This window comes from Aestuariivita boseongensis (assembly GCF_001262635.1).
Classification (GTDB): Bacteria; Pseudomonadota; Alphaproteobacteria; order Rhodobacterales; family Rhodobacteraceae; genus Aestuariivita; species Aestuariivita boseongensis.
Genome location: NZ_JXYH01000019.1, coordinates 1 through 25033, shown reverse-complemented (window position 1 = coordinate 25033; position 25033 = coordinate 1). Strand labels below are relative to the sequence as shown.

The following is a 25033-nucleotide window of genomic DNA, read 5'->3' as shown; positions in this document are numbered from 1 at the left end:
GGTTTACCGCGCAAGTGGCTGGGCCATTGGATCAGCCCTTTGCAGGAAATCTGTCAGGTCAGACAGGGTGATGACACCAAGTAGCTGGTGATCTGACACCACCAGAAACTTGCGCCGCCCGGTTTCGGATATGGTGGCGAAAACGTCCTGTACCGGTGTGTCTGGGGGCACCATGATATCTGCATTCATGCCCACGAACACATCGCCCACGCGGGTACTGGACCAGTTCTCGCGGTCGATCCCGGTGACAAGGGAAAGATCGACATATCCCAAAAGCACCCCATCCTCGACCACCGGCGCAAAGGTCAGGCGCTTGTTCAGAACCACGTCGTTCACGAAGTCCGACACGGTGATGTCTGGACTGACCGTAACGGGATCGCGCGTCATCAGCATCCCGACAGTCCGGTGCACGAAGGCAACCTTGGCCAGTTGCTGGATGTAACTTGCCCGCGCAGCCAGCAGAACGAAACCTCCGATCATGATTTGCCAAAGCCCCGAGGCGACAAAGCCCTGGAACATTGACATCACACCCAACGCCATCAGCACATAGGCCAGAACAACGCCTGAACGCGCAGCTTTGCGCGTTGCCGCAACAACGTCACCGCTTTGGGCCCACAAAACGGCCCGCAAGACCCGTCCTCCATCCAGTGGAAAGGCGGGCAGCAGGTTGAACAGCGCCAGAACAAGGTTGATCATCGCCAGGTAGGACAGGATTGCGACCAGCTCGGCGGCCGCTGATGCCCAAGAGGCTATGGACCCGACCACCCAAAACCCTGCAGAAAGCGCGATAGACATGGCCGGACCGGCAACCGCGATCCAGAATTCCGTCCGGGCGGAACCGGGTTCGCCCTCAAGCTCGGCCACGCCGCCGAACAGAAAAAGCGTGATGCTTTTGATCGGAACGCCCAACTGGCGGGCAACGACCGAATGCGCCAGTTCGTGCATCAGAAGCGAGGCAAACAAACCCAGCATCGCAAAGACTGCCGTCACAAGATAAACCGCCCGGCTCATCCCTGGCATGGCTTCGGGGAAATAGTGTTGCGACAGGCTCCACGTCACCAGCGCAGCAATAAGTAACCAGCTTGGGTCGACCTTGATGTCGAAGCCATTGAGCGTGAAAAGTTTGACCGAATTTCCAAACATAGCCGCCTCTTCTTACCGGCAGCCTAGCAAGGCTGAGCACGGTTCAAATTGAGCGATATCAATATCTCCAAGGTTGCGCGCGTTATCTCTTCTGCATGCAAGTCCCTCCAACCACGCTTTTGCAAAGCGCAATTCTGTTTGCCTTATGTGCCACTGCCGTCTGGATCGCCGGGGCGCGCCTCGCTTATGTGGCCGATGCTTTGGCGGATCGGTTCAAGCTGGCCAAATCGCTTGTGGGCTTGTTACTGCTGTCGCTCGCCACCTCCTTGCCCGAGGTGGCGACAACGCTGTCCGCAGCCGTGGCGCAAGCGCGTGATCTGGTTTTGAACAATCTGTTTGGCGGTATTGCCTTGCAGACAGCCATCCTTGCCATGTCGGATTTTTGGGCGCGCGGGCCGATCACGAATTACCCCCGCAAGGCAAATCACGCGCTTGAGGCGACCCTGCTTATCCTGCTCTTGGCGCTTGCGCTGATCATCACGAACCTTGGCGAAACCTTCGTGTTTGCAGGCGTAGGGCTGGGCAGCCTGTGCATTGCGGTGTTTTACGGCGGGGCGATCTGGCTGCTGCGGAAGTATGATGACAGCAGCGACTGGGTGCCGGTCGATCTGCCTGATCCCGATCCGCTGGCCTTTCCGGCGCCGACCGGGCTGGGTGAAACATCCAATCGTTTCATGATCATTCAGGCGCTGATCGCCAGCACAGCGATCCTTGTTTTCGGCCTGTTTCTGGTGCTCTTTGCCGAACGGATCGCCGAACAATCCGGGCTGGGCACCGGGTTCATCGGCGTCACCTTGCTGGCCGGTGCCACGTCTTTGCCGGAACTGACGACAAGCATCGCCGCCGTGCGCATCGGGGCCTATACCATGGCCATTTCGAACATCTTCGGCAGCAATCTGATCATGCTTGTGCTGGTTTTTCCCGCAGACATCCTGTTTCGCGCAGGCCCCATTCTGCAGGAAACTTCGCAAACCGTCAGCTTGTCGCTGGCTTTCGGCATTGCCGTGACAGCCGTTTACCTTGTTGGTCTGATCGTTCGACGCAAACCCAGGATCGGAGCGTTCGGGCTTGATTCACTTCTTGTGATGGCGATCTTCCTGTCCAGCCTCTTTGCCTATTACCTGGTGCGATAAGCTGGTCCCAATCGGGCCTTATCCATGGACATAGAGCCCGGGCGCCGGTGCAAGCGATGGGACTGAGCCTGCCCGCAGTTTGATGCTGCGCCCGCTTCTTTTCTTCAACCATCGAACCCAGTTCGGCCACCATGATCCGTTCCGGGGCTTGTGATGGGCCAACCAGTTGTCGTCGGTTACATACGTATCCCCTTCCGCCTTGTGCCCGAACCTGAAATGGCGACCGTCATGGCCTGGCTGGGACAGGATGCCGCTGTTGTGCCCGCCATTTGTCAGCACAAAGGTGACATCCGTATCGGTCAGCAAAAGCAGCCGATAAACTGACGTCCAGGGCGAAACATGGTCCGTTTCGGTCGCCACGCAATACACATCCTTGCGAATATCACTCAGCGCCACCGCCGCGCCGTCGACCTTGAATCGTCCTTTGGCCAGATCGTTTCGCAGGAACAGGCTTCGCAGGTATTCGCTGTGCATCCGCGCGGGCATGCGGGTGGTATCGGAATTCCAGGCCAGAAGCGGATTGTCCGGTGTTCTTTCGCCAAGAAGGTAGTGGCGGATGACCCTGCTCCAGATCAGATCATTGGAACGCAAAAGCTGAAAGGCCCCCGCCATCTGATCAGCTGTCAGATATCCATTCGTGGCCATGATATCTTCAAGAAAGGCAACCTCGCTTTCGTTGATGAACAGCCCCAACTCACCCGGTTCGGAAAAATCGGTCTGCGCGGCCAGAAGGCTGATGCTGGCAAGGCAGTCATCCTTGTCACGTGCCAGCGCCGCTGCAGTGATTGCAAGAAGCGTACCGCCCAGACAATACCCGGCCGCATGAAGCCGTTTGTGCCCCATCGACAGGATCTGGGTGATGGCCGCCCGCACGCCCAGATCAATGTAATCCTGCATGCTTAGATCAGCGTCGTCTTCGCCGGGGTTTTTCCATGAAAGAATGAACACCTCGAACCCCTGATCGCGCAGATAGGCGACCAACGACCGTTCCGCCGTCAGATCAAGGATATAGAATTTCATGATCCAGGCCGGCACGATCAGAATGGGTTCAGGATGCAGCTTTTCGGTGGTCGGTCGGTATCGGATCAGCTCGACCAGATCATTGCGCATGACCACGTCACCGGGAGTCAGGGCGAGATCGCGGCCGACTTTATACTTCTCGGATTGGCGTGGCGATTTGCTGATCAGGCGGTTGAAGTCTTCAACCCAGTACCGCGCCCCGCGCGCAAGGTTGCGTCCGCCTTCCTCGCGGGTGCGCTCCTGAACAATGGGGTTCGTCAAGGCGTAGTTGGCCGGCGACATCAGATCCAGCCATTGGCGTGCGGCGAAATTCACAATCCGTTCATGTTTGGGATCAACACCGGGCAAACCTCTGGTCGCTTCGTCCCACCAGTTTTCGGCAGAGAGGAAGGATTGCGCAAAAACGTTGTAGGGAAAGACCGACCACGCCGGATCGGCAAAACGCGGATCTTGCCGATCCGTCGGACTGAGACCTTCGCGCATTGCGGTTTGCGCAAGCTGCAGCTGCTTTTCAGGTGATCCGAACAGATGCAGCCACCAATCCAGATAGGCGGTCGCAACAGACGTGGGCGAAATCCCTCCTGTCAGTTGCCCGATGGCTGCGTGCCAGGGCGTATCCAGGCCGTGAGGTGGCGTCTTCTTGTCCTTGCTCACAGGTTTGACCTTTCGACCAGAAGCGACCCGGACCGGATTTCATCGCTTGGGTGCATGATCACCTCTTCATCCAGTTCCAAACCATCCAGCACTTCGGCCACGGTATCATTGCGGTGACCCAGGGTGATCAGTCGCATCTCGGCCCGATTATTGTGGGCGACAAAGACGGCCCAGCCCTCACCAGACCGGAAAACCGCGCTAAGCGGAATTTGAAGCGCGTCCTCCACATGCCATTCGACAATGCGCAAAAACACAGAAAACCCGTCACCCAGAGTGGCGCGGCTTTCTGATGCGCTGGTCAGTGTGAAATAGGCATCCACGCGCTGTTCCTCGATCCCCAAAGCCGAGACCTTGGTGTACGCTTTGGGATCAATCCGGTCCAACCTTGCTTCAAGCACCGCCTCGCCCCCCCAGCGCTCAACATAAGCCAGCGCCCCCGGGCTGAGCCGAACCGCGTCATTCGACAGGATATCGGCCACCAGTTCCAGCTGGTCCGGATCACCGATACTGACCAAGGGTTCCCCGATCACAACTGGCCGTTCGCTTTCTGCGGCGACAGACAGGACAACCCCGTCAGCCGGCGCCAACACATCAACGCAGCAACTGCCCGATGTCTGATTTGTGTCTGTGGGGCCCAGCAAGGTCGCGCGCGCACGCTCGATCGCGCCATCGGCCATTTCGATCCGTGCCTGTGCTGCTTCAACCGTAGCATTTGCAACGGCAAGACGCTGGCTGTCATCTTCGAGACGGGTGAATGTCGCGACGCCGCGATCCGTCAGAACCTTGGTGCGGTCGTATTGCGATTGCGCAAAGATCTGCGTTTCGCGGGCCTGTTTCAGATCGGCTTCCGCGACATGGCGTGCCGCCAGCGCTTCCTGCAAGGCGGCTTCGGCCTGCAGCTGTGTCCGCGCGTCCAGCAGGCTTGACGACAAGGGGCGCACGCTGGCCACAACCGTCTCACCCGCGCGCACGATATCCCCTTCTTCAACCGGCGACCGCATCGCCGTTCCCGAGATTGGCGCCGCCACCTCGAACAGATCCCGCACCTTGGTCTGCCCGTCCGCATTGATTGTTACCTCAAGCGGTCCGCGTGTTACGGTTGCCAGATCCACGGGCACGGGGTCGGTCCGGAAACTGACATAGGCAAGCCCGGCGACAAGCGCGACGCCCAAGCCGGTCAGCGTGAGAGTTCGGGTTGAAAAGGCCATACTCACTCCCTTGTTTTCATAACGGCGACAAGATCCAGCCGATCCAGCCGCCGCCTTACGATTAATACCGACGCCAGGGCTGCCCCAAGAACCACAAGGCTGGCTGTCGAGAAGGTTGAAGGTTTCAGGACAAGTGGAATGGCAAAAAGATCCGAGGTGAAAGCATTGGTCATCAGACGGGCAATTCCCGCGCCGATCAGCCAGCCAAACGGTTGCGCGATCACGGCGATCAACATCATCTCTCCGATCAGGATGTACGATACTTCGCCTCGCCCAAAGCCAAGGATGCGCAGGCTGGCCATTTCGCGGGCGCGTTCCGACAACTGGATGCGGGCGGCGTTATAGGTCACACCGATGGTAATCAGGATGGCAATACCGATATAGATCGCGTTCATCACCAACATGTTCCGTTCAATCGTCTCCTGAAAAGCCCGTCGGTTCACGTTCATCTCGATGATACCCGAGATCTCGGGCGTATCCTTGACCGCCCGATGCAGCGCATCCAACTGCGTTTCATCGAGGGTAATGTTCACTGTCGATACGCGGGGCGCTTGCCGGAAAAGTGCGTTGAGATATTCGAAATCCATGTAGGCGCCGAGGCCAAAGTAAAGCTCGACCACCTGCGAAACGACCACTTCGACGGTTTCACGCCGTCCGGTCAGAAATTCGACTTCGATTGTGTCTCCCAACCCCACTTCAAGATGGTCCGCCAATCTAAGGGACAGGACAATCCCGCCGGGGCTGAAGTCGAGAACTTCCCCGTCCTTGTCCAGAACGCGGCTCAGATCGCTGCCGGGGCGGCGCGCTTCCACCGCCACACGTTTGGTCAGGTGACCGCGCCGCAGAACCGCAGGCTGGTATTGCTGGCTTTCCGCCAGAAGAACGCCGGGCAGGTTGCGCGCATCCTCCAGCGCGGCTTCGGGTACTTCGTCGGCAAACAGCAGCATCGCATCCTGGCGATTGGTCTGATGGAAGGCGTGATCAATGATTTCATCAAGCGCATCGTTGATAAATGTCGCTGCACAGACCGACGCAACCGCCAGCGCAAGCCCGAGAGAGGTCAGAAAACTGCGCACAGGCCAGCGCAACAAGGATCGCAGGATCATCACGGTGGATTGCGACAGACGCAGATGCATGATTGCTTTGTCGACTCTGGAATGTTTGAACCGCGGCGGGGCAGGGGGCTGCATGGCAACCGCGGGAGCAAGTCTGGCCGCCTTCAAAGCAGCCTGCATGGCGCCAATGCTGGTTGTTGCAATTCCAACCAGCCCTGTGGCGGCGTAGACCCAATAGGACACGCGGAAAATCACATAGGGAAAATTGAAGAATTGGGCGTAAAGCCCTGCCATGGCGCGCGCCAGTATCGTACCGGCGGTCCAGCCCAGCAAAACGCCGAAAACCGCGATAAGACCCGCAAGCATCAAATAATGAATGCAAATCTCGATATCGGAATAGCCGATAGCTTTCAAAAGCCCGATCTGGCTGCGCTCGAGCGTGATGATGCGCCCCATCACCATACTGACAAGAAAGCCGGCAATCCCGAAAAAGATCGGCGGCAGGATCATGGCCATGCCGCGGAGCTCTGTCAGTTCGGAATCAAGGAACGCGTTCGAGATATGATCGGATCGGTCGTAAGCACCCAAACCACCATAGGGTTCCAGCAACCGATCCACTTCGTCGATCACAGGCTGACTTTGCACGCCGGACGCCAAAGCCATGGACACATAGTTGAACGCGCCAGTCATATCGAAAGCAGCGGCGGCGGCCCTTTCTGACATCCAGATGATCCCGAAAGCCTCGTTATCGGGCAAAAGGGCGCCGGGTCCGATGGTATAGACGAACTCGGGCGACAGAACAGTTCCCACGATGATCAGCTCACGCCGCTGCCCGCGAAGATTGGCGCTGAACCTGTCGCCCTGCTTGAACCCATTGGATTCGGCAAAAGGCGCGTTCACGACGACCTCATCGGTATGGACAGGATCCGGAAAGCGGCCGGATACCAGCAGGGGGACGTTCAGCGCAGGCGGCATCGTTTCAGGTAATGACAGGATGCGGCCAACCGCCGTCCGCGTCAGCCCCGGCAGATCAAGGGTTGCGTATCCCGATATCTGAGCCTCGGCGCTGATCACGCCGTCGATCAGCGCGATCTCGGCCATCAGCGAGTCTGGCGCGCGCTTGGCTTCGGCAAAGACATCTGCAAAGCGGTTTCGTTCATAATAGGCCGTGCGGGTTTCGGACATGGCTTTATACATGCCCACCGATGTCAACAGGATTGCAACGCCGCATGCCAGAACCAGGGCAATCGCAATGGCCTGCATCCAAAGCCGCTGGAAATCCTTCAACAGTTTTTTGTCGATCGCCTGCATGCTGATCACCAGACGATTTCTGACGGGGCGATGCGGTGTTCATTCACCCGCACTTCGCTGATCTTTCCGTCCTGAAAGAATATCACCCGATGCGCCATCCGCTGAATTTCGGCGTTATGGGTGATGACAACAGTGGTGGTGCCGATGCGTTCGTTGATATCGTTCAGCACCTCAAGAACCTGAACGCCGGTTGTACTGTCCAACGCGCCGGTTGGTTCGTCACACAACAGGATCTGCGGACGCTTGGCGATCGCTCGCGCAATGGCAACCCGTTGCTGTTCGCCGCCCGACATTTCTGAGGGGAAATGGTTCATCCTGGAGCCAAGACCCACCAGCTCCAATGCCTCTTCCGCGGGCATGGGATCGGGGGCCACATCTGTGACCAGCTGCACATTCTCTCGGGCGGTCAGGCTGGGTACCAGATTGTAGAACTGAAAGACAAAACCGACGTGATCGCGGCGATACCGGGTCAGCCCCCGATCCGACATGTTTGTCAATTCCGTGTCTTTGAACCACACCCGCCCGTCGGTCACATGATCCAGACCACCAAGAATGTTCAGCAAAGTGGATTTACCGCTGCCCGATGGGCCCAGAAGAACGGTCAGTTCGGCTTCGAAAAGCTTCAGATCGACACCGGCCAAAGCGTGCACTTTGACCTGGCCCGTATCATAGACCTTTGTAACGCCTTGGGTTCTGAAAATGATCTCAGCCACGGCCAACTCCTGCTGAAGAAGATTTTGCAGGTTTTTCAGCCGTTGTTCTTGACCGACATCAATTTACTGAGGTCAGGCGCACCGCGCCCTCCAGATCGGACAGAAAAGCATCGACCATGCTGCTCTCTTCGGCAGTTCCCTCAACCCCATTCGGCAAACACGCCTTTGCTGAAATCGGACGACCCAAGTCAGATTCGGCCGCCTGAAATGCCTTTTGCGGCGGAGAGTGCGCCCCGGATGTCAGGAACAAACCGACAGTCGACGGGGCCTTGAATTTCGTGCGCAGGAACGTCCGCAGTGGAACAGCCGGATAGGACGTCCAGACCGGGCCGCACAGTACGACCCGATTACACCCCGAGACAGATGGCAAGCCTTGCCGGCTGGCCATGTCGCGCTGGCGCAGACTATCCATTGCTGCCCTGACATACGAGACGATCCCGCGCTGATAGGCGGGGGCCTGAATCTCGACCAAGTGTCCATGCAGCCGCTTGGCGAGATTTTTGGCCAGACGATGTGAATGCCCTGAACGGGAATAGTAAACAATGCATGTGTCCGATTTAACCATGTTCATGAAGCAATCCGCCCACTACCGCCAAACAGTCTGCACCAGCGTGAAGCGAGGCCTTTGATAAATATCAAACCGATGCTCTGGCGGAGGGGCAAGATCAAGGAAAACAGGACTTCTCCCGCTATGGGCAGAGGTTTTCCACGAAAAGGGGCACAGCGAATCCATGGATCAACTGCGGTCGATTTTTTCTGCCTTAGAGCAGCGCAGCTGGAATATACCATTTCCGGAGGGTAGCGTGATACGGAAGCCGGGCTGGCCTGAAACTGCACTTGTGCTTTTGGTCTCCGGAACAGTCCGTGTCCAAACCAGCGCACTGGATGGCGACGCGCAGGTGCTCTACCGCATAAGTGCTGGCAATCATGGTGATGTGACGCGGGGAACGCTGTTTCCCCCGATCGGGCAAAACGCTGACGCTGTTGCCGAAACCGATATCGAGACGGTTATCATCCCGCGGCCCGAAATCCGCGACGTGATGCAAGCGTCAAAGGACTTCCGCGCCCTTGTTTTCCGGTCTTACTGCCAGCGGATGGCAGACATGCTTCAGGATCGCGCTGATATGGGGCCGAACCCTTTGGATCCCGGTACGGCAGAAAAACTGACTTCCTTGACTGACCCGACGGGCTGGTTCCGCGCCGTCGGGGCTGCTGCATCTAACACTGACGGCACAGCAAGCTGGGGGTGCTGAACCCTGACCCATTGGAAAGTCGGCGCCAAAGTGACGAACAGGATGATCATTCTGTGACCGTTCCCAACGAACGGACACCCCATTGTCGTTTCAATGATCCAAGCCAACGCGCGAGAACTGTATGCCACGCGTTGGCGCAGACACACCACCAGCCATGACCTGCTTGGCCATTCAAACATAACGACCCAATCCCGTTGACTTATGTCAACTGCACATAACGCGGGCGTCGTAGCCTTGTTCGAAACACCGTCAGCAGGAGAAACCCATCGATGCGCCAGCCCGTTCTCTTTGCGAACGCAACAGGCAAAACCCATTTGCATGGAAGCGTGGAATAATGACGACGGCCTCTTTCAGATTTGCTGACCGGTCTGCTGCAGGCAAGGAACTGGCCGACCGGCTTGTCGGAATGGAGCTGGATCGCCCGCTTGTTTTCGCGTTGCCCCGGGGCGGGGTGCCTGTTGCGGTGGAAGTGGCGCGGGCGTTGCAGGCTCCTTTGGATGTGATCCTGGTGCGCAAGATCAGCGCGCCCTCCAGCCCCGAGGTGGCAATCGCAGCCGTGGTGGAAGGTGCGACCGCTGATCTCGTGATCAGTCGCGACATCATGAGGATGTCAGGAATTGATATGGACTGCCTGCAGGAAAACTATGCCAAGCAAGTGGCCGAGCTTGAGCGCCGCAAGACCGCCTATGTCGGTGATCGGCCTCGGCTGGATCCCAAAGGGCGGACGGCCGTTGTCGTGGATGACGGCATTGCAACGGGCGCCACTATGAAAGCCGCACTGACAGCACTGCGCAGGAATGGGGCAGGCCATATCGTCGTTGCCCTGCCGGTCGCCCCGACCGAGATTCTTCAGGAACTGAAAAGCTATGCCGATGACATCATCTGTTTGCATCCGGTGACGTATTTCCGCGCTGTCAGCATGTATTTCGGGGATTTCCACCAGCTGACCGACGCGGAAACCATCGCCCTGCTGGATGCGCATCGGATGGCAAATGGCGACGCCGTGAAGGTGTGATGCGTTTTCGCCGGCGAAGCCCGGTCAACTGCAACACCTCATGAAACCTCTTCAAAACCTTCGGACGCGCCGAACACAATGACCGGGCACCGGGAAGCCTCGATCACGCGTTCGAGACCTCCCTGCGCTTTGATCCACGCCGCTCTGGCATCAAGCAGGACGACCAACGCATTCACGCGGGTCAACGCGCTCAGACCGTCATTCAGCGACAGCGAAACACGGTCGGCTGTGAACCGATGGCACAAGGCGGTTGCGGTCGACGCAAGATCCTCTCTCATCCGGTCAGGGTCCTGCAATAGAACCACCTTCCCGCCGATCCGATTGACCGGGTCATAGCCGATGGCCAGCACATCCCATTCACGGGCTTCCCGGAGCGAAGTTGCGACAAGATCCCCTTCCTGACGGGCGAAGACGCTTTCGGCACGCGCCAGTTTTGCCGCATTCTCGAGCGCCGTTTGAAAAGCGCGGGCATCCGCATTCGCCATCGTTCTGAGCCGCGAGGGATCGGGGGGGCCCATTTTCGCACCACTGGGCAGAACAACCTGCTGCGTGGAAATCCGGCATGTTGCAATAAGATGTGTCTGATCCACGAACACCCCGCCAAGTGTGACTGCAGGCAAAGCAGCGACAATGCGCAAGGCGGCCGCGGAATCGGCAAAGGAACTGGCCCCGATCAGGACACGCAGCCCCCGCTGTGGGTCGCGCCCCATCAGGTTGCGTCCTTCGCCGAGGCTGCAATGCTTTGCACGCCAAAGCTGCGTCTGGTCTCCGCGAATTGGCGTAGCTGCGCTTCGACACGCCCGTTGATGCTGTCAGTGGGGAAGGCCCCTGATCGCCCCCGGCGGCCCGCACGGATGCCTGTCAGGATTTCGATACCGCTGTCGATATCCTTGATCGGGATCACGCGGAACTGTCCTTCCGCGACGGCATCCACAACCTGTTTTTTCAGCATGAGGTGTTCGACATTTGATGCCGGGATCAGAACACCCTGACTACCATCCAAACCTTGCGCCACGCAGGTGTCGAAAAACCCTTCGATCTTTTCATTCACCCCGCCAATGGCCTGAACCTCTCCGGTCTGGCTGACAGATCCTGTGACAGCAAGACCCTGACGGATCGGCGCGTCCGCCAAAGCCGACAAAAGCGCAAACAGCTCGGTCGAGGACGCGCTGTCGCCATCCACCCCGCCATAGCTTTGTTCAAAAACCAGGCTGGCATGCAGCGACATGGGCACATCCAACGCATAGCGTGCCGCAAGATATCCCGCCAGGATCAGAACCCCTTTGGAATGCAGCGGTCCGCCCAGTTCGACCTCGCGTTCAATGTCGATCAGTTTGCCCGCCCCCATGCGCACCCGTGCCGTGATCCGTGATGCGCGGCCAAAAGACGTGGTGCCGATGCCCACCACCGAAAGGCCGTTGATCTGACCCACGGCCGCGCCTTGCGTGTTGATGCGGATCGTGCCGCGCGCAACGGCCTCCTGAATGCGTTCTTCGATCCGGGCGGCGCGCAGGCGGGCCTGATCAATCGCGGTTTCGATATCCGCATCCGAGATCAGGTCGCGGCCCTCTTTCCCGGCGTAAAAATCAGCCTCGCGCATCACATCGGCCAGCGCGCCAAGTTCCAACGTGAATTTCTTGGCGTCTTGCGCCAGCCGGACGGCATGATCCAGCAGCGCTGCAACGGCTGTGGCCGACAGCGGCCTGATCCCGTCCTTGATCGCATAGGCTGCAACCACCCGCGCCAAGGCGCGCATGTTCCGGGCGGTGCGTGGCAGGGCGTCGTCAAAATCGGCCTGCACTTTGAACAACTGGCTGAACTCGGGATCCAGCAGCTGCAGCAGCATGTGCAACCGGCGATCCCCGATCAGAACAACGCGCACATCCAGCGGAATGGGATCGGGTTCAAGCGTGACGGTTGATGACAGGCTATAGCGTTCGGCCAGCGACGTAATCGAAATTGCCCGGTTCTGCAGGCATCGCTTCAGGGAATCCCACGCGAAGGGTTCCGCCAGGATACGGTGGGCATCCAGCATCAGATACCCACCATTCGCCCGATGAAGTGCACCCGCTTTGATCAAAGTGAAATTCGTCGACAGCGTCCCCATTTCCGAGATGTATTCGATCCGGCCCGTCAGATGGGGAAGCGACGGCAAATCCTCTTTCACGACCGGCGCCAGCGGCGCGTCCGGGTCATGAGACACCATGATGTTGACCGCATAACGATCGAATTGCGGTTCCAGATGAAACTTGCGGATGACATCCGGGAACGGACCCTTGCCCGAGCGGCCCGGAGAGGGCAGGAACAGCTCGGCATTGGTGATCATGTCTGTGCGGACACGCTCAAGATAGGCCGCGACATCGGCGTTGCCCTTGAACCTATCGGCCACGCCCCGGATCCGGTTTGACACCGCGCGTTCAGCCAACCCGGCAAGCAAGGCCTGAATTCTTTGGCGATGTTCTTTTTCGAACTCCGGGGCCTGGCTCAGGATATCGCTCAGCTGGTTTTGAAGATCTTCGATCTTTGCGTCTATCTCTTCCTGCTGATCGGGCGGCAGCGCTTCATAGATCTCGGGCTTGATCGGTTTTCCATCCACGATCGCGGACAGCATGAACCCCATGGGCGTGCGCAACAGCGCGACATTGGCCGCCTCGGCGCGTTCGGCGAATTCCGCAATCGGCTCTTCGCGCTTTTGCCCCAGCTCTTCCTCGATGGCGCGGCGCTGCATCTGAAATTCCTCGGAATCGAAGAGCGCCGGGATCTCGTTTGCCAGATCATCGACCACCTGTTGCATCGCTGACTTCAGGATCGTCGCGGTGCCGGGTTCAAGCTTCATCGCTTGCGGTTTGTCAGGTGCGTCGAAGTTGTTGACATAGACCCAGTCAAAGGGCGCCGGGCGATGCGCAGCAGCCTCTGACAGCAGTCTGGTTACTGCCGTATGGCGCCCTGTGCCCTGCGACCCCAAAACATAAAGGTTGTAATCCTTGTGCGAGATATGCGCCGACAGTTCGATCGCACCGATGGCGCGGTCTTGCCCCACAAACTCACGTTCGGCCCTCAGTTCTGCGGTTGTCGCGAACCCAAGGCTTTTCGGGTCGCATTCCGTCCGAAGCTGTTTCGGTGGCAGTCCCTGGGGCGCTTCCTTCTTCCCTGTCAAAATACAGCCTTTCGCACATGTTTCCGGTCATAGCTTGGACAACCGTCGGCAGCAGGCCTTGATGCATGTCAAACAACGCAGAATGTCTGTGCCGTTCAGCCGGTCCCGCAGTTCTTGGCAGTATTGGACGCGGATAAGGAGGCCTGGTCGTTCAGCCCGTATATGTCGGGATGTTCCAGCACCTGTCCGGACGGGTCCGGAAAGCGGGTGAAATACCCCAGCGTTACCGGGATCGGATCGGCTGGCGCATCAAATGTGCGCGTCCCGTTCGCCAGCTCATGCACGCGCGACAACTCTATCCCCAGAACGAAGGCAACCAGCCTGTCCCATTGCTGCACCCGAACGCAACCATGCGACAGGGCACGGTATTCCTTTTCGAAAAGTTCCCTCCGGTTCGTATCGTGCAGGTAAACCAGAAGCCCCGGCTGAAGCCGCACTGCGGCAAGGCCCAGTGGATTGCGCTCGCCCGGCGGCCTGACGTAATCGGCATATTCACCGCTGGCGATCATCGAAGGCGTTGGCCGCCAGGTGGGCCGAAACCGAACGCTTGTCACATACGTCTCAAGCCGCGGTGTGCGGTGATAGGGTGCGCCGACGATCACCCGGCTGCGCAAGACGGGCTCTCCTTCTTCAAAGGCGATCAATTCAAAGGCGGGTATGTTGATCAGGATGGCTTTGCCCTCCCGAGGGATCTGATAGGCGACCCCAGCCTGATCAAGTTGTTCCTGAAATGACTGAGCTTCAGCGCTGGTATTTTGAACCAGCAGCGCCAAAAGCGCCGTCAGTACACAAACAAGCGCACGCAGTTCCCGCAAGATCATCCCGTTATCCCTTCTGGTGGTGCCACGACACAAGACCATCCTAGGCGCTGGGCCCATGGCCCGCAAATGACGGTTTCGGGTAAAGCGAAGGCTGGGAAAAGCACTCTGTGCAATCCGTTTTCCACACACCGCCGCTTGCTCGTCTGACGTTAATTGCGAACATGATCGGCTCCGTTCACCTGCTGGTGGCCATCGCACGGTGTCAAACCCACGACCGGATGGATGCTCATTGTCCAAACAGCCAATCCCCACCACCAGTTCGGGCCACGTCTGACGCCGTACTCGTCACTTGCATTATCCCAGGGTGTGAACGTACGTTGATGTCTTAGGGACTGCGCCCTCTTTTCTACAACCTGATTGGCGGCCCGCTGTGATCATGAATGAAGGTGCTGGATCCACTTCCGCCAAATAATCTTCATCACCGAGATTTTTCACGAAGACGAGGCTTCATAGCGTGTCCGAAGCAACAGAACCAGAGATGCGCCTGCCAGGATTGTCAGGTCTACGGGTAGCGATCACTGCTGCCGGAGGCGGTATCGGGCTGTGCATCGCGCGCGCGCTTTCCGATCAGGGCGCACGGCTGGCGATCTGCGATGTCGATCCAGAGGGCCTTTCGGCAGCCGCTGCCGAGACCGGCGCCGAGATTGCAGAAATCGCTGATGTTTCCGATCAGGCAGCAGTGTCTGGGTTCTTCGACAATATCTCTGATCGCATGGGCCAGCTGGATGCGCTGGTAAACAACGCTGGCATCGCCGGTCCCACAGGTGGCGTTGAAGTCATAGAACCGGCGGATTGGCGGCGCTGTATTGATGTTTGCCTGACCGGGCAGTTTCTTTGCACACATTATGCCGTGCCTTTGATAAAAGCTGCGGGTGGCGGATCGATCGTCAATATATCGTCAGCGGCGGGGCGCTTTGGCTATGCGTTCCGAACGCCCTATGCCTCGGCGAAATGGGGTGTGATCGGCTTCACGCAAAGCCTCGCGAAAGAGCTTGGGCCGGACAACATCCGCGCCAATGCCGTGCTGCCCGGGATCATCGAAGGACCCCGCATGGAAGGGGTGATCGCGGCGCGCGCGCAGCAAATGGATGTGAGCCATGACGAGATGAAGGCAGAGTACCTCTCGCGGATCTCATTGCGGCGAATGACGCCACCCGAGGACGTGGCCAAAATGGTGGCCTTCCTTGTGTCCGCAGCCGGGCAGAACCTGTCCGGCCAGAGCTTTCCTGTCGACGGCAATGTCGAGGCACTTTGAACACCCTGTAGATCAGATAGGAGGCGGAGATGGCGCCACAGAACAAAGTTATCATTTCCTGCGCCGTAACCGGGGCAATTCACACACCCTCGATGACGCCGCATCTGCCGATAACCCCTGATGAAATCGCCGAAGCGGCCATTGGCGCGGCCGAGGCAGGGGCAGCGATCCTGCACCTGCACGCCCGCGATCCCGAAACCGGCAAGCCCGACCAATCGGTCGAGGCCTTTGCGTCATTCCTTCCGCGGATCAAACAGGCGACGGACGCTGTTGTGAACATCACGACGGGCGGCTCGCCTTACATGACCGTTGCCGAACGCGCCGCACCGGCCGCGCAATATCAGCCAGAGATCGCTTCGCTGAACATGGGATCAATGAACTTCGCGTTCTTCCCGCTGCTGGGCAAGTACAAGGAGTTTAAACACGACTGGGAGCGCGAGCATCTTGAAAACTCCAAAGACCTAGTGTTCCGCAACTCGTTTGCGAATATCGAATACGTACTTGAGACCTGCTATGGCAACGGCACACGGTTCGAGTTCGAATGCTATGATATCTCGCATTTGTACAATCTTGCCCATTTTGCCGATCGCGGGCTGGTGAAGCCGCCCTTCTTCGTGCAGTCGGTTTTCGGCATCCTAGGGGGGATCGGGACCCATCCCGAAGACGTGATGCACATGCACCGTACGGCCACCCGGCTGTTCGGGTCGGATTTCCGCTGGTCGGTTCTCGGGGCGGGCAAGGATCAATTCCGTATCGCAACACAGGCGCTGGCGATGGGCGGCAATATCCGCGTCGGTCTGGAAGACAGTATCTGGCTGTCGCGTGGCAAATTGGCGCCGTCAAACGCCAGCCAGGTCGAAAAAGCGCGCGCGCTGGTCGAAGGGATGGGGCTGTCGGTAGCAACGCCTGAAGACGCCCGGGAAATACTGGGCCTGAAAGGCGGAGATCGCGTCAATTTCTAAGGCCGCGGGCGATCATTCAGCGGAACGGGCGTGCCAAAGTGAACCAGTTCGCTGATGGCATGCGCCACCAAAAGCCCGGGCGTCACTTGCCGGTAAGCATCTCCTCAACCAGCTTCTGAACACGAAGGGCTTCACGTGGTGTCGCAAGTCGGTTGGGCTTGCCGTCCAGACACAGCAACAGATCGCCCAATTGCGCTTGCAGGCTTGCCGATCGCGGGTCTTCCGCCGGTTTTTCAACTTCGACAAAAGCACCACCGTCCGAGATTGCATTGACGTAAAAATCAGATACACGGCGGCTGCTCTTGCTGCCTTTTATAGTAAGTTCCTGCCGGTCGGGCTGCGCCCCTCCGACGCTGGCAAGAATACTGACCGGCAGGCCGTCTGCGGTTTCCAACCGCGCCAGCATATGGGTTTCGCAAAGCGCCGGGTCGTTCGGGTAGGTGGGCCGCGCCCAGACCACCCGCAGGGGGCCAAGCACGCGTTCCGAGAAAAACAGGAAATGCGAGATGACCTCTCTTGTCAGGCCGCCTTCCTCTTTGAACCGGAGCCAATCTGCCGCCTTTTGCCACTCCCTCGGCCAGGCCGCATAGGTCACGACAATATCGACACCCAAAAGATCGCCCATCTCTCCGGTTTGAGCCGATTGGACGACACCTGTCATGGCAGCGCCTGCAGCCTGAGTGAAATTGACCGCCGCAGGGACACCGGTGGCTTCCAACTGGGCGACAAGATCCTCGCTTTCGGCAATGTTTACGCCCAACGGCTTTTCCAGGAAAACGGCCTTGCCTGCTCTTGCGGCCGTCAGCGCATAATCGCGACGTGGCACCGGCGGGCAGGCCAGGTACACCACATCTGCGGCCGCGATCGCGTCATCGGCGTTGCCGGCGATAGGCACCTCGCGAGCCATACTCTGCGCCAATTCACGGGACGATTGGCTGGGGTCCCAAATCGCTACCAGTTCGAATCCGTCGTGCGTCTGCATCTGCTGAAGCATTCTGCGGCCCATGATTCCCAAACCGATTATCGATACTTTTTTGACCATCTGCCCAACCTTTTCTGCTTCATAATTTATTGTTTTTATTCAACTTTCATCGCCTCTATCTCTGCATGCGCATCCGCGGCACGCTTCCCAGTTGGGGCTGCATCATGCGGCCTCAGAGGATCTGTTTGGCGATGTATCGTAGGTTGGTGTCTGCTGCACATGCAATCCTGCCTTGTTCGTGATAACAAGCCGTCCACATTCGTTTTTGCGCATGTTAACAGCAACGCATTCATTGCTTTCCAGAAATTTACTTGTACCGTGTTGAAGTCCGTGTCGCGTACTTGCTTCCAAAGTATGCAAATGCGCGGCGTAAAAAACGATAATCTCAATCCGACGGGAGGAAGAATGTATGGATCGTCGTAAATTTCTGAAAGCCGGAGCGCTTGGTGCCGCAGGAACCGCTCTGGCAGCACCTATGGTGAATGCGCAATCCGCAAAGACAATCACCATCGTGTCCACCTGGCCACGCGATTTCCCAGGCCTTGGTACATCTGCACAGCGTCTGGCAGAGCGTATTCCGATCGTGTCGAACGGCGCATTGCGGACGGAGTATTTCGCCGCAGGCGAACGTGTCGGCGCCTTCGACGTGTTTGACGAAGTCGCTGCGGGCAACTCGCAGGCGTATATCGCGGCTGACTATTACTGGATCGGCAAGCACCCCGGATGGGCCTACTTCACGTCTGTTCCCTTCGGAATGACGACACCGGAATGGAACGCCTGGATCAAGTTTGGCGGAGGTCAGGAACTGTGGGACAAGATCGCGGGCGAATTCGGCCTGAAGAACATCCCCTGCGGTGCAACCGGTGCGCAAGCCGGCGGCTGGTTCAACAAGGAAATCAACTCGCCTGACGACCTGCAGGGTCTGAAAATGCGGATCCCGGGCCTGGGCGGCACCGTGATGTCCAAACTGGGCGCATCGACCGTGTCTCTGCCGGGCAGCCAGATCTATGAAAACCTGGTATCCGGCGCTGTTGAAGCGACCGAGTGGGTTGGTCCTTACAACGACTACTTCATGAAGTTCTACGAGGCTGCGACCTATTATTACACTGGCGGCATGCACGAGCCGGGCGGCGGTCTGGCCTTCGGCATGAACAAGTCGTGGTGGGAAAGCCTGAGCGAGTTTGAGCAGGCCGTTATCGTTGCCTGCTGTAACGAAGAGCATGCAGCCCAGCCCGAGGAAGCGTCGGCGCTGAACGGTCAGTATCTGCAGCGTCTGATCACCGATCACGGCGTTCAGGTGCGCCAGTTCAACGAAGACGTCTGGGACGCGTTTGGCTTTGCAGCCGAAGAAGTGTTCGAAGAAACACGCGACCACTCGGCCCTCGCGGCCGAGATCAACGACGCCTATCAGGCCAAACTGAAGGAAATCGCCGGCTGGCGCGCAAGTGCCGAGATCGAATTCTCGAACCAGCGCAACCGGATCCTTGGCTTGGTGTGATCCAACACCTTGAAAAGAAAAGGGAAGCCGGTCTTTTGCCGGCTTCTCTCATATGAATAGATATTAGGTCGGTTGGGGAAACCAGACCTGATCAGAAAGAGCCAAGGGGCGGCGGCGTGACTAGCTTATCAGAAGAAGACTTCATCAATCCGATCGGTCGCCCGGCGCCCGTGATACGTTTCCTGGGCTGGGCATCGCTCACGGTCCTGGCGGCCTTCATGGTCAACAACATCCTCATCACCTGGTTCAATCACCCGACGCTGGCGTCCGGATTGTCATCCGGTGACAGCCGTGTCTGGGTGCAGGTCGGGCTTTACGCTGTTGCTATCGCCGCGTCGATCTGGTGGATCTTTTCCCGCCCCGACAACGCCTTGCGGTACGAAGCCAGCAAGATCAGCAATTTCAACGCCTATCTGATCCGGGGCTGTTTCTTTGCCGTTCTTTTCGTGGGCCTTGCAGATATGGCCATCGCCTTTCTGCGGGTTGAAGGTTTTCTGGGTCGGTTCTTTTCGGAAAGCACGGCCTCTGGATTGCTCCGCGCGCAGTTCATCGGACCCTATGTGCATGTTCCGCTGGTGGTGCTGGGCTTTATCGTTGCCCTGTTCAGCCGCACGCTTGGATTTCAATGGCTTGCACTGCTTATCGTCGCCGCTGAACTGCTGATCGTTTTCTCGCGGTTTGTCTTTTCCTACGAACAGGCGCTGATGGGCGATCTGGTGCGGTACTGGTATGCGGCGCTTTTCCTGTTTGCCTCTGCCTATACGCTACTGGAAGAAGGGCATGTGCGGGTCGATGTGCTTTATGCGGGGCTCAGGCAGACCACCAAGGGGCGGGTCAACGCGTTTGGCACCATCCTTCTGGGTATGACGACCTGCTGGTGCATCATCCTGATTGGCATGGGATCGCAACAGGCGATCATCAACTCTCCGATCAAGAACTTCGAAGTCAGCCAGGCCGGAACCGCAGGCATGTACATCAAGTATCAGATGGCCGCTTTCCTGGCGGTATTTGCGATCACGATGCTGATCCAATTCGTAAGCTATCTTTTCGAGGCCGTTGCAGACGCACGCAACGAACCCGGCCACAAAGACCACGCTGGCGCAGCGTCTGCCTAAGGACTTCTGACTGATGGAACTTTTCTTTCTCTTCCTCCTGGTCGTGATCATGGCAACGGCGCTGGGTTCGGGCTATCCCGTTGCTTTCGCGCTGCCTGGTGCCGCCATCATCACCATCGTTGCCGCCGCTGCGACCGGCTATGTCTTTGTGGGGAACCCGGATGCCTATTTCCACTCGGGCGGGCCATCACAATGGCTGACCGCCGGCGTCACGAACCTTCGAGGGATATACCTTGAGGTTGAACGAGACACGCTGATCGCGATCCCATTGTTCATCTTCATGGGCATCATGCTGCAACGGTCCAAGATCGCCGAGGATCTGCTTGTCACCATGGCGCAGCTTTTCGGCCCGGTGCCTGGGGGTCTGGGTATCTCGGTGGTGTTCGTGGGCGCGCTGCTGGCCGCAACCACGGGGATCGTGGGCGCAACGGTGGTTGCGATGGGCCTGATTTCGCTGCCCGCGATGTTGCGCAACAACTATTCGCAGTCCCTGGCGACGGGGACGATCGCGGCCTCGGGCACGCTGGGTCAGATCATTCCGCCCTCCATCGTGCTGATCATCCTTGCCGACCAGCTGGCTTCCGCCGCGGACCAGGCGTCAACGCTGCGAAAGGCTCTCCACAAGGAAGCCACGGGCGAGCTGTCGATGCCCACGACCTTCGACGTCTCCTCCACCAGCGCGGGCGAGATGTTTCTGGGCGCGTTCATCCCAGGCCTCGTGCTTGTGCTGCTCTACATGGCGTTCATCCTGATCTTCGCGATCCTGCGGCCCAAACTGGCGCCAGCAGTTCCTTACGAGGGGCAGCGTGATGCGAAGTTCTGGGGCCAGGTGCTGCTGACACTAGTGCCCCCGTTGGCGCTGATCTTCCTGGTTCTGGGTTCGATCATCGGCGGTATTGCCACCGTGAACCAGGCCGGTGCCATCGGCGCGGCGGGTGCCTTGATCATGGCGGGCTACAGACTTCCCGAGAAAGGCACTCCAGGCATTTATATCCCGGCGATCATCGCCATTGTCGGGCTTGGTCTGATCGCCTTTGCGCTGTCGACCTATGAAATGAACATCAAGGCGCTGATCGTGAACGGCGGCGACATGACGGGTATCTATATCGGGGCCGTTGCGGTTGGATTGGTGGTGTTCGCGCTCATCTGGTCCGGCCTTCGCGTTCTGCGGATTGAAAATACCATGCAGGAAGTCATGCTTGAGACGGCAAAGACGACCTCTCTGGTGTTCATCATTCTGCTGGGTGCGGCCATGCTGACGGCAGCCTTCCGCGCCTTCGGTGGCGAAGAACTGGTCCGTGATTATCTGAACGCGCTTCCGGGCGGGTTCTGGTCCCAGTTCATCATCGTGATGGCAGTAATTTTTATTCTGGGCTTCTTCCTCGATTTCATCGAGATCGCGGTGGTCGTCGTCCCGATTGTTGCGCCCATTCTTCTGGCGGCACCTGATGCCAACATCACCGCAGTGTGGCTGGGTGTGATGATCGGTCTGAACATCCAGACCTCGTTCCTGACACCACCTTTCGGATTTGCGTTGTTCTATCTGCGCGGGGTGGCACCTGCCATCGTCAAGACGGTGCAGATCTACAAAGGCGTGATTGCCTTCATCGCGCTGCAACTCGCTGCTTTGGCCATCGTCGGCTATTACCCGCAGTTGGTGAATTATCTGCCGAACCGTGTGTCGCTGTTGTCGGAAAGCTCTCCGCCGCCACGTAACCCGCGGCTGCAATACTGCCTTGAGGATTACGTGCACGCACAGCTCGAAGGCGGTAACGCCGAGCTAAGCAGCGCGATCGAGCGCGCCCGCGATCTGGATCTGTCGATCCTGCCGCAGCGCGTCAGTGCCGAGCTGAGCGGCGCGTTCAACGACGCGGAAACCGCGATTACCACGATCGATCAGGTCTGGGTTGCCCATGCCGCCGTCGAACAGGCCGCACCGGCGTATCGCCCGCAGCTTCTTGAGGTGCGCGATATCGAACGCGCAATCCGTGGTCTGCAGCGCGAGGCGGATGAAATCCATGAGTCGATCCGCTTCCTAGACGCCGCGTCAAGCGGCGACAGGATCGCCGAGGGCGAGGCAAAGATCGCCGCCATCGAAGAAGAGATTGCGCATCTGCAGGGTGAAATCCCGGAAACCTGGGCTGACGCCTACAAGACCTTCAGTGCCCTCATAAACGAGGAAGAGGGTCTGCGCAACACCTACCGCAGAAGCGCGGACGGATCCGTTGAGCCGGTCATCAACTTCCTGGCCATCCTTGACGGCAACAGCGCTTTTGCAGAGTTGGAGCAGCAGTTGCTGGCCCTTGGCGATATCATCCAGACAGCAGATGCTGATGCAGCAGAAGACGCCCTGAAGGAAGCCGGAAGCGCATTCGGATCGATCGCTGGTGCCAATGAAGTCAGTTCCGACCTGTCCAAGGCGCGTCGCGTCTTGCGCCGGGGGGATATTGACGCCGCGCTTGGTGAATGGCGGAACGCGGTTGCAAGCTATGAACAGCAAGCGGCCTGGCGGGAGGCCGCCAACAGCCAGCTTCGTCCGGGGCTTGAGGCCTATCTTGATGCAACCGCCGACACGATCGGCGCGCGCCAGCAAGATCGGCTGTCACGCGAACAGGCTCTGTTCCTTGCCGGCTGCAGCGCAGATCACCGCGACTTGTCGCTCTTCTTCTGATTGGGGCCGCCCGCATCCTGGGCACAAGGTCTTTGAAAGGGAAGGTGCATCAGGCCTGTCTTTTGATGACAGGCCTGGTAACCTTGACGCGCGGGCTCCCGATAGGTCCGATGAAATAACTTTCGTCGGCAGCGATCCGGAGATCCCCCCACACAGATGATGCAGGGTGTGGTAAGCGATATCTCAAATATCCAGGAAGACCGTTTCACCGTCGCCCTGAAGCCGGACATCGAAGCGGTATGCAGTGTCCCCTGACTTTTTGGCAATCAGTGTTTCGACGCGGTGCCTTTGTTCGATGCGGTTCAGCAAAGGGTCGTTCTGGTTGTCTTCATCCTCGAAGTAGATGCGGGTGTGCAAACCGATATTGATGCCCCGCGCCACGATCCAAATCGAGATATGGGGCGCCATCATGTTGCCGTTGCGGTCGGCAACCGGGCCGGGTTTCACTGTTTTCAGTGTATATTCGCCAGTGTCTTTATCCGCAGCAAAACGACAAAAGCCCAAGACATTCGGATCCGCACCCTCCTGACCGGGATAGAGGCCAGAGGCATCGGCCTGCCAGCTTTCCAGCATCGCGTCGCGCATCGCCCAGCCCGTGCCGTCATAGATCGAACCGGTGATTGTGATGATGTCGCCTTTGGCTCCGTTTGCGACCGGGCTCAGGCCCAGATCCTCGGGATAGACGCCTTCGATCCCGGCGAAGGTGGGAATGCAGCCGATATGCACATATGGCCCAGCGGTCTGGCTGGGTGTTTCGATAAGCAGGCCGAGTGATTGTGTCATGATCCTACATTCCTTCGGGCTTGTTTTCGAACATGGTTTGCCGGCGGCCCCGCAGCACGATGTCAAACTTGTAGGCCAGATAGTCGTGAGGCCTGGAGTTTTGCATGTCCAGCGGAGCGACAAGTCGGTCAAGCTGGCTGCGGTCCCGGATCGTCGCAGCGATCGGGCAAAGATCGATAAGCGGATCGCCCTGGAAATACATCTGGCTGATCAGGCGCTGTCCAAAGGCATGGCCGAAGATGGAAAAGTGAATATGCATCGGGCGCCAGTCATTGGCCCGGTTCGGCCAGGGATAGGCCCCGGGGCGAATGGTGAGGAATTCGTACCGGCCGTACTCGTCCGTGATCGTGCGGCCGCAGCCGCCGAAATTCGGATCAAGCGCAGCGAAGTAGGTGTCTTTGACATGCCTGTATCGGCCCCCCGCATTCGCCTGCCAGATTTCGATCAGCGTGTTCGGAACCGGGCGGCCGGTTTCATCAAGAATCTGGCCATGAACGCGGATCCGCTCACCTACGGCCGAGGCCTTGCCCTGCGAATAATTCAAAATGAGGTTGTTATCGAGAGGGCCCAGAAGCGAATGCCCAAATGGTGGGCCGGTTTCTTCGCTGGGGGTCGAGTCCATGGACAACAGCGGCAAAGAAGGAGAGCGCGTCACCGAGGTTTTATAATCGGGCCAGAACGGCTGCGGGTGTTTGTCACGCTGCCTGGGCATCAGTGGACTTGTTCCGGTCATGTCTCGTTCTCCATCTCTGCATAGGTCGCCTTGGCAAGCTGTATTGCATGGTTGGCCTTGGGGACGCCTGCGTAGATCGCCACATGCAGGAAAGACTGCATGACATCGTCCTTGGACGCGCCGGTATTGGCTGTTGCGCGGATATGCATGGGGATCTCTTCAAAATTCCCGGTCGCCGCCAGAAGTGCTAGCGTCAGCATGGATCGCTCGCGACGCGTGATTGTGTCATCGGCCCAGACGGTGCCCCAGGCGGCTTCCGTGATCAGGGTCTGAAAAGGAGTGTCGAAAGGCGTCTTTGCCTTTTCAGCCCGGTCCACATGAGCGTCGCCCAATACAGACCGCCGCGTCGCCATGCCCATGTCAAACCGATTACGTGTCATCGCATTTTCCTGATGTTTGCCAAACGATCGAAACTAATCATGTCAGAGTCCTTAAGAAAATTGATAGTCTATGCTTCATGCATACCATATCGGTTATGTATTCGGATCCAGACCTTCGTTTTCGACACGTTCGGAGATGTCTTGAAGTCACGTGAGCAGCCCGATCTGATT

21 protein-coding genes are annotated in these 25033 nt (G+C 58.3%); 8 read left to right on the top strand and 13 right to left on the bottom strand.

The features are described from left to right. Positions 1 to 3 precede the first annotated feature (3 nt). Positions 4 to 1143, bottom strand: a complete 1140-nt coding sequence (locus tag TR61_RS09495) for a site-2 protease family protein (protein WP_050929749.1) — start codon at positions 1141 to 1143, stop codon at positions 4 to 6. A 95-nt stretch (positions 1144 to 1238) separates the two neighbouring features. Here TR61_RS09495 and TR61_RS09490 point away from each other — a divergent pair, with 95 nt between their 5' ends. Next, positions 1239 to 2276 (top strand): sodium:calcium antiporter, encoded by a 1038-nt coding sequence (locus TR61_RS09490; protein ID WP_050929748.1) that lies wholly within the window; start codon positions 1239 to 1241, stop codon positions 2274 to 2276. Positions 2277 to 2294: 18 nt separating this feature from the next. Here TR61_RS09490 and TR61_RS09485 read toward each other — a convergent pair whose 3' ends face one another. Genes TR61_RS09485 through TR61_RS09465 form a run of 5 tightly spaced genes read right to left on the bottom strand, consistent with a single transcriptional unit; the run spans position 2295 to position 8808 of the window. Beyond that, positions 2295 to 3950: a PHA/PHB synthase family protein gene (locus TR61_RS09485; RefSeq protein WP_050929747.1), complete on the bottom strand. Its 1656-nt coding sequence runs from the start codon at positions 3948 to 3950 to the stop codon at positions 2295 to 2297. Next, positions 3947 to 5158 (bottom strand): efflux RND transporter periplasmic adaptor subunit, encoded by a 1212-nt coding sequence (locus TR61_RS09480; protein WP_050929746.1) that lies wholly within the window; start codon positions 5156 to 5158, stop codon positions 3947 to 3949. Before TR61_RS09480 ends, TR61_RS09485 begins: the two co-directional genes overlap by 4 nt. 2 nt (positions 5159 to 5160) lie before the next feature. Then, positions 5161 to 7524 (bottom strand): ABC transporter permease, encoded by a 2364-nt coding sequence (locus TR61_RS09475; RefSeq protein ID WP_050929786.1) that lies wholly within the window; start codon positions 7522 to 7524, stop codon positions 5161 to 5163. A gap of 5 nt (positions 7525 to 7529) precedes the next feature. Continuing rightward, on the bottom strand, positions 7530 to 8237 hold the full coding sequence (locus tag TR61_RS09470; RefSeq protein ID WP_050929785.1) for an ABC transporter ATP-binding protein: 708 nt from the start codon (positions 8235 to 8237) through the stop codon (positions 7530 to 7532). Positions 8238 to 8295: 58 nt separating this feature from the next. Beyond that, a complete protein-coding gene (locus TR61_RS09465; RefSeq protein ID WP_172676957.1) occupies positions 8296 to 8808 on the bottom strand; it encodes an NADPH-dependent FMN reductase family protein in 513 nt (170 codons plus the stop codon). A gap of 160 nt (positions 8809 to 8968) precedes the next feature. On the opposite strand from TR61_RS09465, the gene TR61_RS09460 reads away from it, so the two are divergent. Then, a complete protein-coding gene (locus TR61_RS09460; RefSeq protein WP_050929744.1) occupies positions 8969 to 9490 on the top strand; it encodes a Crp/Fnr family transcriptional regulator in 522 nt (173 codons plus the stop codon). 334 nt (positions 9491 to 9824) lie between these two features. Then, on the top strand, positions 9825 to 10505 hold the full coding sequence (locus TR61_RS09455; protein WP_050929743.1) for a phosphoribosyltransferase: 681 nt from the start codon (positions 9825 to 9827) through the stop codon (positions 10503 to 10505). A gap of 38 nt (positions 10506 to 10543) precedes the next feature. Here the strand turns inward: TR61_RS09455 and TR61_RS09450 are convergent, their stop codons facing one another. The 3 genes from TR61_RS09450 to TR61_RS09440 form a co-directional block, all read right to left on the bottom strand. After that, positions 10544 to 11215: a hypothetical protein gene (locus TR61_RS09450; protein ID WP_050929742.1), complete on the bottom strand. Its 672-nt coding sequence runs from the start codon at positions 11213 to 11215 to the stop codon at positions 10544 to 10546. Then, positions 11215 to 13662: a Lon protease family protein gene (locus tag TR61_RS09445; RefSeq protein WP_245626858.1), complete on the bottom strand. Its 2448-nt coding sequence runs from the start codon at positions 13660 to 13662 to the stop codon at positions 11215 to 11217. Before TR61_RS09445 ends, TR61_RS09450 begins: the two co-directional genes overlap by 1 nt. A 95-nt stretch (positions 13663 to 13757) precedes the next feature. Then, positions 13758 to 14483, bottom strand: a complete 726-nt coding sequence (locus tag TR61_RS09440) for a L,D-transpeptidase family protein (RefSeq protein ID WP_050929740.1) — start codon at positions 14481 to 14483, stop codon at positions 13758 to 13760. 454 nt (positions 14484 to 14937) lie between these two features. Here TR61_RS09440 and TR61_RS09435 point away from each other — a divergent pair, with 454 nt between their 5' ends. Together TR61_RS09435 and kce are read left to right on the top strand one after the other, a co-directional pair. Next, on the top strand, positions 14938 to 15738 hold the full coding sequence (locus tag TR61_RS09435; protein ID WP_245626857.1) for an SDR family oxidoreductase: 801 nt from the start codon (positions 14938 to 14940) through the stop codon (positions 15736 to 15738). Positions 15739 to 15767: 29 nt separating this feature from the next. Next, positions 15768 to 16700, top strand: a complete 933-nt coding sequence (gene kce / locus TR61_RS09430; RefSeq protein ID WP_050929737.1) for a 3,5-dioxohexanoate:acetyl-CoA acetone transferase — start codon at positions 15768 to 15770, stop codon at positions 16698 to 16700. An 82-nt stretch (positions 16701 to 16782) separates the two neighbouring features. On the opposite strand, the gene TR61_RS09425 is transcribed toward kce, so the two are convergent. Then, positions 16783 to 17742 carry a Gfo/Idh/MocA family protein gene (locus tag TR61_RS09425; RefSeq protein ID WP_050929736.1) on the bottom strand — a complete coding sequence of 320 codons (960 nt, stop codon included), beginning with the start codon at positions 17740 to 17742 and terminating at the stop codon, positions 16783 to 16785. 349 nt (positions 17743 to 18091) lie between these two features. On the opposite strand from TR61_RS09425, the gene TR61_RS09420 reads away from it, so the two are divergent. The 3 genes from TR61_RS09420 to TR61_RS09410 all read left to right on the top strand — a co-directional run bounded on the left by TR61_RS09420 (position 18092) and on the right by TR61_RS09410 (position 22966). Continuing rightward, positions 18092 to 19180, top strand: a complete 1089-nt coding sequence (locus TR61_RS09420) for a TRAP transporter substrate-binding protein (RefSeq protein WP_050929734.1) — start codon at positions 18092 to 18094, stop codon at positions 19178 to 19180. A gap of 116 nt (positions 19181 to 19296) precedes the next feature. Then, positions 19297 to 20295, top strand: coding sequence for a TRAP transporter small permease subunit (locus TR61_RS09415; protein WP_050929733.1), 999 nt, complete (start codon positions 19297 to 19299; stop codon positions 20293 to 20295). Positions 20296 to 20308: 13 nt separating this feature from the next. Then, positions 20309 to 22966: a TRAP transporter large permease gene (locus tag TR61_RS09410; RefSeq protein ID WP_050929731.1), complete on the top strand. Its 2658-nt coding sequence runs from the start codon at positions 20309 to 20311 to the stop codon at positions 22964 to 22966. Positions 22967 to 23149: 183 nt separating this feature from the next. On the opposite strand, the gene pcaG is transcribed toward TR61_RS09410, so the two are convergent. The 3 genes from pcaG to pcaC are packed head-to-tail and all read right to left on the bottom strand — an operon-like array spanning position 23150 to position 24862. After that, positions 23150 to 23749: a protocatechuate 3,4-dioxygenase subunit alpha gene (gene pcaG, locus TR61_RS09405; RefSeq protein ID WP_050929730.1), complete on the bottom strand. Its 600-nt coding sequence runs from the start codon at positions 23747 to 23749 to the stop codon at positions 23150 to 23152. 4 nt (positions 23750 to 23753) lie between these two features. After that, positions 23754 to 24482: a protocatechuate 3,4-dioxygenase subunit beta gene (gene pcaH, locus TR61_RS09400; RefSeq protein ID WP_050929729.1), complete on the bottom strand. Its 729-nt coding sequence runs from the start codon at positions 24480 to 24482 to the stop codon at positions 23754 to 23756. Beyond that, on the bottom strand, positions 24479 to 24862 hold the full coding sequence (gene pcaC / locus TR61_RS09395; RefSeq protein WP_050929728.1) for a 4-carboxymuconolactone decarboxylase: 384 nt from the start codon (positions 24860 to 24862) through the stop codon (positions 24479 to 24481). Before pcaC ends, pcaH begins: the two co-directional genes overlap by 4 nt. Positions 24863 to 25033 lie beyond the last annotated feature (171 nt).

What these genes read in the sequence shown, in the direction of transcription:
- TR61_RS09490 (WP_050929748.1), top strand. Translation starts at nt 1,239, where the DNA reads ATGCAAGTCCCTCCAACCACGCTTTTGCAAAGCGCAATTCTGTTTGCC.
- TR61_RS09495 (WP_050929749.1), bottom strand. Translation starts at nt 1,143, where the DNA reads ATGTTTGGAAATTCGGTCAAACTTTTCACGCTCAATGGCTTCGACATC.
- TR61_RS09475 (WP_050929786.1), bottom strand. Translation starts at nt 7,524, where the DNA reads ATGCAGGCGATCGACAAAAAACTGTTGAAGGATTTCCAGCGGCTTTGG.
- TR61_RS09465 (WP_172676957.1), bottom strand. Translation starts at nt 8,808, where the DNA reads ATGAACATGGTTAAATCGGACACATGCATTGTTTACTATTCCCGTTCA.
- TR61_RS09425 (WP_050929736.1), bottom strand. Translation starts at nt 17,742, where the DNA reads ATGGTCAAAAAAGTATCGATAATCGGTTTGGGAATCATGGGCCGCAGA.
- pcaH (WP_050929729.1), bottom strand. Translation starts at nt 24,482, where the DNA reads ATGACCGGAACAAGTCCACTGATGCCCAGGCAGCGTGACAAACACCCG.
- TR61_RS09460 (WP_050929744.1), top strand. Translation starts at nt 8,969, where the DNA reads ATGGATCAACTGCGGTCGATTTTTTCTGCCTTAGAGCAGCGCAGCTGG.
- TR61_RS09410 (WP_050929731.1), top strand. Translation starts at nt 20,309, where the DNA reads ATGGAACTTTTCTTTCTCTTCCTCCTGGTCGTGATCATGGCAACGGCG.
- pcaC (WP_050929728.1), bottom strand. Translation starts at nt 24,862, where the DNA reads ATGACACGTAATCGGTTTGACATGGGCATGGCGACGCGGCGGTCTGTA.
- TR61_RS09440 (WP_050929740.1), bottom strand. Translation starts at nt 14,483, where the DNA reads ATGATCTTGCGGGAACTGCGTGCGCTTGTTTGTGTACTGACGGCGCTT.
- kce (WP_050929737.1), top strand. Translation starts at nt 15,768, where the DNA reads ATGGCGCCACAGAACAAAGTTATCATTTCCTGCGCCGTAACCGGGGCA.
- TR61_RS09480 (WP_050929746.1), bottom strand. Translation starts at nt 5,158, where the DNA reads ATGGCCTTTTCAACCCGAACTCTCACGCTGACCGGCTTGGGCGTCGCG.
- pcaG (WP_050929730.1), bottom strand. Translation starts at nt 23,749, where the DNA reads ATGACACAATCACTCGGCCTGCTTATCGAAACACCCAGCCAGACCGCT.
- TR61_RS09420 (WP_050929734.1), top strand. Translation starts at nt 18,092, where the DNA reads ATGGATCGTCGTAAATTTCTGAAAGCCGGAGCGCTTGGTGCCGCAGGA.
- TR61_RS09455 (WP_050929743.1), top strand. Translation starts at nt 9,825, where the DNA reads ATGACGACGGCCTCTTTCAGATTTGCTGACCGGTCTGCTGCAGGCAAG.
- TR61_RS09450 (WP_050929742.1), bottom strand. Translation starts at nt 11,215, where the DNA reads ATGGGGCGCGACCCACAGCGGGGGCTGCGTGTCCTGATCGGGGCCAGT.